The 12,078-nt window shown below is 67.9% G+C and carries 11 protein-coding genes; 10 read left to right on the forward strand and 1 reads right to left on the reverse strand.

Annotation, left to right across the window (positions count from 1 at the left end):
• Positions 1-25: 25 nt before the first annotated feature.
• The 6 genes from AB7V09_RS10775 (at position 26) to AB7V09_RS10800 (ending at position 6,835) form a co-directional block, all read left to right on the forward strand.
• On the forward strand, positions 26-1,318 hold the full coding sequence (locus AB7V09_RS10775; protein ID WP_081385373.1) for an extracellular solute-binding protein: 1,293 nt from the start codon (positions 26-28) through the stop codon (positions 1,316-1,318).
• A 66-nt stretch (positions 1,319-1,384) separates the two neighbouring features.
• Complete coding sequence (locus AB7V09_RS10780; protein WP_419143748.1) at positions 1,385-2,338, forward strand: carbohydrate ABC transporter permease; 954 nt, start codon at positions 1,385-1,387, stop codon at positions 2,336-2,338.
• Entirely contained in the window at positions 2,335-3,198 is an 864-nt protein-coding gene (locus AB7V09_RS10785; protein WP_009407076.1) for a carbohydrate ABC transporter permease, read from the forward strand. The genes AB7V09_RS10780 and AB7V09_RS10785 overlap by 4 nt, the downstream gene beginning before the upstream one ends.
• A gap of 91 nt (positions 3,199-3,289) precedes the next feature.
• On the forward strand, positions 3,290-4,708 hold the full coding sequence (locus tag AB7V09_RS10790) for a phosphoglucomutase/phosphomannomutase family protein (RefSeq protein ID WP_419143749.1): 1,419 nt from the start codon (positions 3,290-3,292) through the stop codon (positions 4,706-4,708).
• Between the two features lie 22 nt (positions 4,709-4,730).
• Positions 4,731-5,573, forward strand: a complete 843-nt coding sequence (locus tag AB7V09_RS10795) for a nucleotidyltransferase family protein (RefSeq protein ID WP_419143750.1) — start codon at positions 4,731-4,733, stop codon at positions 5,571-5,573.
• Positions 5,574-5,593: 20 nt separating this feature from the next.
• Entirely contained in the window at positions 5,594-6,835 is a 1,242-nt protein-coding gene (locus AB7V09_RS10800; RefSeq protein WP_419143751.1) for a galactokinase family protein, read from the forward strand.
• A gap of 19 nt (positions 6,836-6,854) precedes the next feature.
• On the opposite strand, the gene AB7V09_RS10805 is transcribed toward AB7V09_RS10800, so the two are convergent.
• Entirely contained in the window at positions 6,855-8,198 is a 1,344-nt protein-coding gene (locus AB7V09_RS10805; RefSeq protein ID WP_075415312.1) for an arginine deiminase family protein, read from the reverse strand.
• A 195-nt stretch (positions 8,199-8,393) separates the two neighbouring features.
• Between AB7V09_RS10805 and AB7V09_RS10810 the strand changes: the two genes are divergently transcribed.
• The 4 genes from AB7V09_RS10810 (at position 8,394) to AB7V09_RS10825 (ending at position 11,723) form a co-directional block, all read left to right on the forward strand.
• Positions 8,394-8,588 (forward strand): hypothetical protein, encoded by a 195-nt coding sequence (locus AB7V09_RS10810; RefSeq protein WP_075415298.1) that lies wholly within the window; start codon positions 8,394-8,396, stop codon positions 8,586-8,588.
• Positions 8,589-9,193: 605 nt separating this feature from the next.
• The gene (locus AB7V09_RS10815; protein ID WP_419143752.1) at positions 9,194-9,913 is read left to right on the forward strand and encodes a hypothetical protein; all 720 of its coding nucleotides are present in this window, start codon (positions 9,194-9,196) and stop codon (positions 9,911-9,913) included.
• Entirely contained in the window at positions 9,906-10,577 is a 672-nt protein-coding gene (locus AB7V09_RS10820) for a response regulator (protein ID WP_003787214.1), read from the forward strand. Before AB7V09_RS10815 ends, AB7V09_RS10820 begins: the two co-directional genes overlap by 8 nt.
• A gap of 66 nt (positions 10,578-10,643) precedes the next feature.
• Positions 10,644-11,723, forward strand: a complete 1,080-nt coding sequence (locus AB7V09_RS10825; protein WP_419143753.1) for a 1,4-dihydroxy-2-naphthoyl-CoA synthase — start codon at positions 10,644-10,646, stop codon at positions 11,721-11,723.
• Positions 11,724-12,078 lie beyond the last annotated feature (355 nt).

Genomic DNA, 12,078 nt, shown 5'->3' on the forward strand with positions numbered 1-12,078 from the left:
TTCAATGACGAAGAAGGAAACTCCCATGAAGAAACACGCACTGGCCGCCTCGCTGCTCGCCTTCGCGATGCTCACCGCCGGCTGCTCGGCCACGACCGGCTCATCCGGCTCGGCCTCCTCCGGCGGCGTCATCCGCTACCTGCACCGTCTGCCCGACGGCGAGGGGATGACGAAGGTCAACGACATCGTGGCCCGCTGGAACGCCGCGCACCCCGACATGAAGGTCGAGGCCACCAAGTTCGACGGCAAGGCCGCGGACATGAACGTCAAGCTGGAGAACGACGTCAAGGCCGGAACCGGCCCCTGCCTGGCCCAGGTCGGCTACGCCGAGATCCCCAAGCTCTACGCCTCCGGCCTGCTCACCGATGTCTCCTCCCAGGCCGAGAAGTACAAGGAGCACTTCTCCGAGGGGTCGATGTCGCTGATGACCGTGGGCAAGACCGTCGTCGGCCTGCCGCAGGACTCCGGCCCGCTGGTCTACTTCTACAACAAGGCCGCCTTCGACCAGCTCGGGCTGAAGGTGCCCACGACGAGCGCCGAGCTGGCCGAGGTCGCCAAGAAAGCGGCCGAGCAGGGCAAGTACGCCCTGGCCTTCGAGCCCGACGAGGCCCCCAACACCCTGGCGGGCCAGGCGGCCGCGGCCGGTGCCCAGTGGTTCAGCGCTGAGAACGACAAGTGGAAGGTCAACGTCTCCAGCCCCGAGACCGCCAAGGTCTCCTCCTTCTGGCAGGGGGTCCTGGACTCCAAGTCGGCCCTCGTGGCCAACCGCTGGGACGACTCCTTCGGCAAGGCGCTGGTCGACCAGCAGCTCATCGGCACCATCGGGGCCGCCTGGGAGGGCGCGCTCCTGGCCGACACCATGAAGGACTCCCCCAATGCCGGGTCCTGGGCGGTCGCCCAGCTGCCCGCCTTCGGTGACAAGGCCATGTCCGGTCCCGACGGCGGCTCGGGCGTGGCCGTCCTCAAGGGCTGCTCCAACCCCGAGGGGGCCATGGCCTTCAACGACTGGTTCAACACCCAGGTCGATGACCTGGCCACCCAGGGACTGGTCCTGACCGCGAAGGCCCCGGTGAAGACCCCGCAGACCATCTCCACCTTCTTCGGAGGCCAGGACGTCTACGCCGAGTTCACCAAGGCCAATGCGGCCGTGAACTCCAAGTTCGGCTTCATGCCGACCTGGCCCTCCCTGGCCGACCCCATGACCAAGGCCGCTGAGGCGGCTGGGAAGGGGACCGGCAAGGTCGATGAGATCTTCCAGGCGGCTCAGAAGACCTCGGTCAGCTCCCTGAAGGACGCCAACCTGCCCGTCGCCGAGTAGGCGATCGAGCACAGCCCACCGGCAGACACGGGCAGACACCGGCACCACGATCGAAGTGAGAGCATCATGAGCACGACGACAACGACCACGGGCGCATCCGCCATCCGCACCACCTCGCTGCGAAAGCGCAGGGAGGCCCGGGCGGGCATCGGGTTCGTGGCCCCGTTCCTGGCCATGTTCGCCGTCGTCTTCCTCATTCCGATCGTGGTGTCGGTCTACCGGTCCTTCTTCCGCGACGTCGCCTCCGGCTCGGACCTCTACGGCGGCGGGGAGAAGGTGAGCACTTTCGTGGGCCTGGACAACTACGTCCAGGCGGCGGGACAGCTCGCCTTCTGGAAGGGACTGGGGCGGGTCCTGCTGTTCGGCGTGGTCCAGGTGCCGGTCATGATCCTGGCGGCCCTCGCCCTGGCACTGGTGCTCGACTCCCTCCTGGTCAAGCGGGTGACGGTCTTCCGCCTGGGCTTCTTCCTGCCCTACGCGATCCCCGGGATCGTGGCCGCGATCATGTGGCTCTACATGTACAACCCCAGCTTCTCCCCCATCAATGAGCTGCTGGGACTGGTGGGTCTCAAGGTGGACTTCTTCGGTCGCAGCATCATCCTGTGGTCGATGGCCAACATCACGACGTGGACCTTCACCGGGTACAACATGCTCATCTTCCTGGCGGCGCTGCAGTCCGTGCCCCGCGAGCTCTACGAGGCGGCCCGCATCGACGGGGCCACCGGCTGGCAGATCGTCCGGCGCATCAAGATCCCCATGGTTCGTTCCGCCTCGCTGCTGGCGGTCCTGCTCTCCATCATCGGGACGGTGCAGCTATTCAACGAGCCCACTGTTCTGTACAGCCAGAACCAGTGGATGGGGCTGGACTACACGCCAATGATGATGGCCTACAACTCGATGACCGGTGCGCTCTCACCGTCCGGCTCGGGGCCGGCCTCGGCGATCTCCGTCCTCATCGCCCTGGTGGCCGGTGTCCTGGCCGCCCTCTACGCCCTCGTGCAGAACAGGATCGACAAGTGAAGCCCACCGACACTCCTCGCTCGCTGCGCCCGTCGGTGCCCGCACGGGCCGTGACCATCGCGGTCCTGGTCATCGTCCTGGCCTACATGCTCGGCCCGGTCTACTGGCTCATCATCTCCTCCACCAAGTCCAACTCCGACCTGCTGACCACCTCCGGGTGGTGGTTCTCCGGACGCAACAGCTTCTCCACCAACTACAGCGCGCTCATGAGCTGGACCCAGGGGCTCTTCTGGCGCTGGATCCTCAACTCCCTGCTCTACTCGAGCGTCGCCGGGGTGCTGGGCACGCTGCTGTCGGTGGCCGCCGGCTACGGCCTGGCGAAGTTCGAGTTCGCGGGTCGGGGCGCCGTCCAGGTGGTCATCCTCTCCGGCCTGCTCATGCCGATCGCGCTGCTGACCATTCCGCTGTACCTGGTTCTCGACGCCGTGCACCTGACGAACACCGTCTGGTCGATCATCCTGCCGTGCTCGGTCAGCCCCTTCGGGGTCTTCTTGGGCCGCGTCTACGCCGACTCCTCGGTGCCCAACGAGATCATCGACTCCGCCCGCATCGACGGGGCCAGTGAGATCCGCATCTTCTTCACCATCGTGCTGCGGCTGCTCGCACCGGCGATGGTGACCATCTTCCTGTTCATCTTCGTGGCCACCTGGAACAACTTCTTCCTGCCGCTGATGACCATCAACTCCGCCGAGCTCAAGCCCGTCACTCTGGGGCTCTACGGCATGTCGACCTACTTCAACCCCCAGTACGGGGCGCTCCTCCAGGGCGCTCTCCTGGGCGTCATCCCCTTGATCGTGCTGTTCCTGGGCCTGCAGCGCTTCTGGCAGTCCGGCCTGGCCGCCGGCGCCGTCAAGGGCTGAGGCCCCTGCCCCAGCAGCACCTCCCCTCACCACACCCCTATCCACCTCGCCGCCCCGTCCCGGGCAACGGCACCTCCGCAGAGGAACCCCCATGATCCACTTCGGCACCGGCGGCTGGAGAGCCGTGATCGGCGATGAGTTCACCCGCGCCAATGTCAGGCTCCTGACCCAGGGGCTGGCCAACCGCATCCTGAAGGAGGGCACGGCCGAGCAGGGCGTCGTCATCGGCTACGACCGGCGCTTCCTGTCCGATACCGCCGCCTGGTGGGCCATTGAGGTGCTCGTCGGCAACGGCATCCGGGTCACCCTCATCGACCGCCCCTCCCCGACCCCCACCACCATGTGGACGGTGCGCCGCCTGGGGGCCGCCTACGGGATGGCCGTGACCGCCTCCCACAACCCGGCCCTGTACAACGGCATCAAGATCTTCCTGCCCGGCGGCCGCGACGCCGACCTGGCGGTCACCGACGAGCTCACGGCATCCCTGCACGGCCTGACCGACGCGGACGTGCGCAGCGTCGAGCCTCATGAGGCCCGCTCCAGCGAGCTCGTCACCATCCAGCGCTCCATCAACTGGTACCTGGACGCCATCATCGACAAGCTCGACACCGAGACCATCCGCCACGCCCACATGCACATCGTGCTGGACCCGATGTTCGGGGTCTCCGAGACGAGCCTGCAGACGATCCTGCTGACCGCCCGCTGCCAGGTGGACGTCATCCACGACCGCCACGACCCTCTGTTCGGGGGCCGCATGCCCTCACCCACTGAGGGGACCGTCACCACCCTGCGCAACGCCGTCGTCGAGTCCGGCGCGGACCTGGGCATCGCCACCGACGGGGACGCGGACCGCCTGGGCATCATCGACGACACCGGCGCCTACCTCACCCCCAACCAGGTCCTGGTCCTGCTCTACGACTACCTGCTGACCCGCAAGGGGTGGAGTGGTCCGGCTGTGCGCAACATGTCCACCACTCACCTGCTGGACCGGGTCGCGGCCGCCCACGGGCAGGTCTGCTACGAGGTGCCCGTCGGCTTCAAGTGGATCAGCGCCAAGATGGCCGAGACCGGGGCCGTCATCGGGGGCGAGTCCTCCGGGGGCTTGACCGTTCGAGGCCACATCCCCGGCAAGGACGGGGTCTACGCCGGCTCGCTACTGGTGGAGGCGGTGGCGGCCTCGGGCAAGCGGCTCTCCGAGCTCTACGCCGACATCGTGGCCCGGTACGGTGAGCTCGTCATGGTGGAGAACGCCTACGGCTTCACCGCCGAGCGGCGCACCGAGCTTGAGGAGCGCATCTTCGGCGCCCACGACCTGCCCGCCTTCACCCACGACGTCGAGCGCGTCTCGTGGGAGGACGGCTGCAAGGTCTACTTCACCTGCGGCGGCTGGGTGACGATCCGCTTCTCGGGGACCGAGCCGCTCCTGCGGGTCTTCGCCGAGATGCCCACCGGTGACGAGGCCCGGGCGACCGCGGCCGCCGTCGCGAGCCATTACGGCCTGGATGCCTGAGACGGGCAGGAGGAAGGAACCCATGACAGACACGATCACTGAGACGGTGGACAGCGCGGTGGAGCGCACCCGCGTCGCCGTCGTCCTGGCCCGGGGCCTGGGCACACGCATGCGGGCGAGCAGCCCGGCCGGCTCCGGCCTGACCTCCCAGCAGGCCACGGCCGCGGCCAGCGGCTACAAGGCCCTCATGCCCATCGGCGAGCACCGGCTCATCGACTACAGCCTCTCGGCCCTGGTCGACGCCGGGATCGAGCGGGCCGTCCTGGTCGTGGGGCCCGAGCACGAGGACTTCCGCCGCCACATCGACTCCCTGGAGCTCACCCGACTCACGATCGACCTGGCCGTCCAGGTCAACCCCTTGGGGACGGCCGACGCCGTCCTGTCCGCCGAGGCGGCCGTGGACGGGGAGCCCTTCCTCATGGTCAACGGGGACAACTACTACCCCCGTCAGGTGCTGCGCGACCTGGCCCGCCACCGGGGCAACGCCCTGGCCGGTTTCGACCGTGCCGCCCTGGTGGCCGAGTCCAACATCCCCGCCGAGCGGATCGCCGCCTTCGCCCTCGTGCGCGCCCGTGACGGGGCGCTGGAGGAGATCGTGGAGAAGCCCTCAGCAGAGGTGGTCCGGGCCGCCGGGCCCCACGCCCCGGTGTCAATGAACGCCTTCCGGTTCACCCCGGAGATCTTCGCCGCCTGCCGCCGCATCACCCCCTCGCCGCGCGGCGAGCTGGAGATCGTCGACGCCGTGCGCGCCCTGCCCGGTCCGGTCGCGGTCCTCTCTGCGACCGGCGGGGTCCTGGACCTGTCGCGGCGTGAGGACATCGCCGAGGTCGAGGCCCGCCTGTCCGGGACGGAAGTGTCGCTGTGAGCCGGGAGACGCAGGAGGCGTTGAGTGAGACGCCCGAGGAGACCGCCTGGCGGGTGCCCGGGCGCGTCGAGGTGCTGGGCAAGCACACCGACTACGCCGGCGGCTCGGTTCTGGTCGGCGCCGTCGACCGGGCGATCACAGCGCGGGCGCGTCGCGTGGCAGGGCCGCCGGGGTCCCTGACCGCCACCACGGACTGCGGCGATCCGGTGACCCTGCGCGCCGGGGTGGACCCGGGCCTGGAGCCGGGCCACTGGGGTCGCTACCTTCAGACCGTGCTGGACCGCCTCACCCTCAACTTCGGGGCGGGAGCCGCGGCCCACCTGTCCCTCTCCTCGGACCTGCCGCCGGCCTCAGGGATGAGCTCGTCCTCCGCACTGGTGTGCGCCACGGCCCTGGCCCTGGCCTCCCTCAACGGCTGGGACGAGGATCCCCGGTGGGTCGAGTCGATGCCCGACCGGCTGTCCCTGGCCGGCTACCTCGCCGCCGTGGAGGGCGGCCGGGCGTGGCGGGACCTGCCGGGGACCAGCGGAGTCGGTACTCGCGGCGGGAGTGAGGACCACACCGGCATGCTGTGCGGCGCCCAGGACCGGCTGCTCCTGGCCGGATTCGACCCGATGCGCATCGATCGGACCATCTCCTTCCCCACCCAGTGGGCGCTCGTCGTTGGCGTGAGTGGGGTGCTGGCCCACAAGACCGGCGCGGCCCTGGAGGACTACAACCGCGGGCCGAGCACCGTCCAGACGGTGCTAGCCAGGTGGAATGAGACCACCGGACGCACTGACGCCTCCCTGGCCAGTGCGGTCAGGCACCTGATCGGGGAGGCCACCGGCGAGCAGGCGGCCGGCGACCCGGCCCTGAAGGAGCTGCTGAGGCTGTGCGAGCCCGGCTACGAGAGGCAGCGCATTGAGCAGTTCCTCATCGAGTCCCTCGTCCTGGTTCCCACCGGTGCCCGGATGATCGCCGCGGCCGACCCGGACGTGGGTGACGTCCTCCGGCGCTCCCAGGAGCTGGCCGACCGCGACCTGGGCAACCAGGTGCCGCAGACCCGGCTCATGGTGTCACTGGCCCGCCAGGCGGGCGCCATTGGCGCCTCCTCCTTCGGCGCCGGGTGGGGCGGGTCGGTGTACGCCCTGGTGCGGGCCGATGACGCCGAGGCCTTCGCCGCGCAGTGGCTCGAGGCCTACCGGGACCGCGAGCCGGGCGCCGAGCAGGCCGCGGTGATCGTCACCAGGCCGGGGCCGGGGGCCTGCCGGCTGCTCTGAGCACCATGAGCGGCCGGGCTCACACCGCGTCGCGGGTGACGGGGCAGGTCATGCAGTGCGAGCCGCCGCGGCCGCGCACGAGCTCGACGCCGGGGGTCTCGACGACCTCGATGCCGGCCTTGCGCAGGGCGTCGTTGGCGCGCTGGTTGTGGGCGTAGCCGATGACGCGCCCGGGGGCCAGGGCCACGACGTTGCAGGAGTCCCGGGCGAGCTCGCGCAGGGCCTCGGCCTCGTCGGAGGCGCCGGGGCTGATGACGCGGAAGGAGTCGATGCCTGCGGCGCGGGCGAGGACCGCATCCATCTGCGAGCCGTCGTGGACCGTCACCTGGAGGGAGCGTCCAGCCGCTGCGGGCTCGATCTCCACGGTGGTGACCTCGGTGAAGCCGGGGAAGCGCAGGTAGGTGTCGGGGCTGACCATCGTCATGAGGGTGTCCAGGTGCATGACGGCCTCGAGCTGGGTGTAGAAGGCGGCGTCGGGCATGTGGACGCCGATGACCCGGTCGGCCACGCCGGAGGCGAAGAGCTGGGAGGCCAGGCGCTCCACGCCGGCGGCGGTGGAGCGGTGGGTCAGGCCCATGACGAGGGTCCGGTTGCCCAGGATCTGGAAGTCGCCGCCCTCGATGGTCGAGGCGGCCGAGACCCGCCCCACCTCGCGCCACAGGCGGGCCTCCGGGTCGTCGGAGCCGGCGAGCTCGGCCAGACGCGGGCCGAAGGCCGGGTGGTGGCGGTAGACGGCCTCGTAGCCGATGGCCTCACGGCGGCGCGGCTCCAGGGCCATGGAGTTGACCGAGACCCCGCCGTAGAGCCAGGCCGACGCGTCGCGGGTGAAGAGCAGGTTGGGTAGCGGAGTGACGACGAACGGCCCCTCCAGGGTGGACAGGTAGGTGGAGGAGAACAGGTCCCGCCCGTCGGAGGAGCTGAGGCGCTCACGCAGCTCGGTGCGGGTGATGCCGCTCAGGAGCACCTCGGCGAGGTCAGCCTCGGGCAGGGACTGGAAGTAGTCGATGAGCAGCTCGGAGGCGGAGACGCCGACGACGTCGGGGCCGACCGCCTCGTCCAGAACCAGCCGGCGGGCCTCGGGGACGGCCAGGACCTCGGTGAACAGCTCGCGGAAGTCGTGGACGATGACGCCCTCGGAGCGCAGGATCGCGGTGAAGGCGTCGTGCTCGGCCTGGGCCCGGGGGATGTTGAGGGCGTCGTCGAAGAGCAGGGAGTCGGCGTTGATGGGGGTCAGGCGGGCGATCTCCCCACCGGGACGGTGGACGATCACCTCGCGCAGGGCGCCGGTCTCGGAGTCGATTCGCCCTCCGCCCTCGGCCACGGGAACGAAGGGACGGCTGGCGGTCGCACCGGTCTGTGTCATGGGCCCAGAGTAGTCGGAGGTCAGGGGCGTCTCAGCCCGGTCGCTGGGAATGGTCCGTGCCACCGCCGTCGCCCACCATCGGCTGGTTTTGTTGAGCGAAGAATCAACCGGGACGGCGAAGAACGCAGTTGGCGCAAACTGCAGGAATGGTAAGATAAATTGTTCATAACACCCCCTGAGACAGGAGTTCCCTCCATGAAATCTGTTGTCCGCATCTCCCTTGTCGCCCTCCTCCTGGCGGGCTTCGCCGCGCCGGCCAGCGCCGCGCCGGCCACCACCCCCGCCCGCCACGATGACTCGGCAAGCACCTTCGGGAAGCCTTACTACGACTTCTGCGTCTTCCCACCCTCCCTCTGGTGCGACTGGTCGAAGAACCGCTGGTACTCCTGAGAAGAATCTCCGCCGCCACCCCTAAGCCCACCCCTTAGGGATGGCGGCGTCTTTCCACCACCAAACACTCGAGATAAGCCACAACCACAGCGTCAGCACTCCCCTCAAGGAACATGCAGAACGATAGCTTCCTATCACGACTCTGGATGCGACACCAGAGGTTTTTGCCGCACCTGAGGCGAGCCACTCTCATTTCATTCATTATCCCCCTAGTTCTCCTAGACACCTACACTTATCTCACAACTAGAGAAAATATAGACCCAATTTTTCTCGGGGAACTATTTCAGATACTCTCATTCCTTCCGTACGTCTACACAAAAGACCGGCGAGTCGGAGTAGCCACTTTCTCCAGCGCGCTCCTCGTCATTTTTTCTATATCAGGACCTCGCCTAGCGTGGGCGTGGATTCTTGTATACATCATAGTTGCCGACCTCACAGCAGCCAAGAAATCCAAGCTCGCCCTCATCCAGATCACCATATTCTTTCTGGCGCAGCTCATATCCGGGCTCCCCCTCCTTCCCGTGACAGTCTGGACATTATTCTGGGGAACCCTATCCGCCTCCTTCGGAGTCCTGATCCGCAGCACCAAAGACCGCTTGGAGGAGATGCAACGGGAGGCGGAGCGTTCCAAGGAGATTGCTGCCGAGCTCATTCAGCAGCTGCGCCGCGACATCGCCGACAGCCTCCACGACGACCTGGCCGCCGACCTCACGCGCATGCTCATCATCTCCCGATCCATCAGGCTCCCCCATGGCGACGACCGCGACCGTGTCCTCGACCTGCAGGACCGGACTCAGCAGGCCCTCGCCCACCTGCGCCTGCTCATTCACAACCTCGCCGTCTCCCAGGGGCCGCCCAAGGAGGAGCCCACCCTTCAGGAGATCGTCGACTCCAGCGCCTCCACGCTGGCGCAGCGCGAGATCGTTCTGGACGCCGACCTCGACGGTATCGAGAGGATTCCGGCGCTGCACCGTTCCGAGCTCGGCCGGCTGCTGGTCGCCTTCATCCGCGAGAACACTCTCAACGCCCTCAAGTACAACTTCCCCCACGATCTTGTCTCCCTCGTCGTGGAGCAGGAGCAGGACACCCTTTTTATCAGCTTCAGCTCACCCTGGCACGATCAGAAGGTGCCTGAGGAGATGCACGGGGGGTACGGTTTATGGGCCCTCCAGGACCGGTTCGAGAATGCCGGAGGCTCTTTGAGCTCGAATCGGATCGGAGCCTCCTGGACCGTTCTCGCCAGTCTTCCCTGGAACGATATCGCCACACCGACCACTACTGCGAGATCCCTCATGTCGTCACCGGACGGAGCCGCTTATGCCTAGCCACACCCTGCGTTCCCTGCGAGTCCTCATCGTCGATGACGACCCGCTCATTCGCACCACTTTCGCCGAACAGCTCGACTCGCAGCGGGCCATTACCGTCGTCGCCGCCGCCTCCGGCGGGCGGCAGGCCATCAGCCTGCTCATGACCGGGCAGCAGCCCATTGACGTCGTCCTGCTGGACAGCGATATGCCGGATATGGACGGAGCCCAGACCGCGAGAGCGATCTATGAGCGCTTCCCCCGGATGCCCATTGTCATGTTCACCGTCTTCAGTCGTGACGAGATGCTCGCCGAGGCCCTGGCCGAGGGCGTCAACGGCTTCATCACCAAGGACGAGAGCACCGAGAACGTCGCTGCGGCGCTGCTGCGCGCCAGCCGTGGTGAGCCCGTCATGTCCTCGCGCCCCACGAAGATGCTCGTCAGCGCCTACCAGTCCGAGCAGAAGCGCGCCACCGCGGAGGCCCGCATCCAGGAGCTGGTCAACGAGCTGCCGCCCCGTCTGCGCGATATCTACACCTGTCTCCTGGAGGGGCTGACCAATCGGCGCATCGCCCGCAAGCTCGGCATCTCTGAGAACACCGTGCGCATCTACGTCTCCGAGGTCCTCCACCGCCTCGGCCACACCTCGCGCACCGAGCTCATCGCCGCAGCCCTGGGGAACTAGGGGCGACTGCGACTGGCTTCCGGCACCCTGGGGCGGGACGAGCCCTGGCGGCCCTACGCTGAGGCCATGAACGCCACCACCGCCCACCCATTGCCGCGCCGTGTCTCAGAGATCTTCTCCCCCGACAGCTGGCGGGAGGTGTCCGGCTTCCCCCACGCCGAGGCCGGCACGGAGCCCTCCCAACAACGGGCGCAGGCCCTGACGGACATCACCTACCACAGGGGATGCGTCCGGGACGAGCACGGCACCTGGCTCCGGGACCTGCCGGTGGTCCGGGTGGCCTTCAACCGGCCCGAGGTCCGTAACGCCTTCCGCCCCCGCACCGTCGATGAGCTCTACCGGGTCCTGGACCACGCGCGCATGAGCGGCGACGTCGGCGCCGTCATCCTCACCGGCAACGGCCCCTCCCCGCGCGACGGCGGCTGGGCCTTCTCCTCCGGCGGCGACCAGCGCATCCGCGGCCGGGACGGCTACCGCTACGAGCGGGAGGCCTCGCCGCAGTCCCCAACGGCCGCCGGTGAGCCTGAGGACCGCGCCTACAGCCACGAGGCCGACGTCGCGGCCACTCAGGCCCGCCTTGACACCGCACGGGCCGGCCGGCTCCACATCCTGGAGGTTCAGCGCCTCATCCGCACCATGCCCAAGGCCGTCATCGCCGCCGTCCCGGGCTGGGCCGCCGGCGGCGGTCACAGCCTCAACGTCGTGTGCGACCTGTCGCTGGCCTCGATCGAGCACGCGCGCTTCAAGCAGACCGACGCCGATGTCGGCAGCTTCGACGCCGGCTACGGCTCCGCACTCCTGGCCCGGCAGGTCGGGGACAAACGGGCCCGCGAGATCTTCTTCCTGGCCCGCACCTACGACGCCGTCACCGCCGAGCGCTGGGGCGTCGTTAATGAGGCGGTCCCCCACGCCGAGCTCGAGGAACGGGCCCTGGAGTACGCGGCCACCGTGGCGGGCAAGTCCCCGCAGGCCATCCGCATGCTCAAGCTCGCCTTCAACCTGGCCGACGACGGCCTGGCCGGCCAGCAGGTCTTCGCCGGTGAGGCCACTCGTCTGGCCTATATGACCGACGAGGCCGTGGAGGGGCGCGATGCATTCCTCCAGCGCCGCATTCCCGACTGGTCGCCCTTCCCGTACTACTTCTGACCCGGAGCCGCCACCACGACCACATATGAGGGAACAGGCGCGATATATCGAGAGCATTCAGAATTGTGGTGAGAACTGTGGCGAGTATCGAAATGAAGAGAACGATCTCAATGGGTATCGCACCTTCGAGATTCTCCACTGATTCCCGCCGGAGTCGGAAATAGAAGTGCGCATTGTTGTCCGCTCATCGCCGCGATGACCGCCCTCGTCGCCCGCCACATCCGCCCAGCCTCAGGAAACCGCGGAATGACGGGAAATCACCCGAGAGATACTGACGTCCATCAGCATCGGGGCCACCCCCTTCAGAGTGATTTGATTGTTATCTACATCACGATCCAGGTGCTCGTGTCGCCCC

It is taken from the genome of Actinomyces sp. SKVG-SVH-4(1) (assembly GCF_048514265.1).
In the GTDB taxonomy this organism is placed as follows: Bacteria; Actinomycetota; Actinomycetes; order Actinomycetales; family Actinomycetaceae; genus Actinomyces; species Actinomyces oris.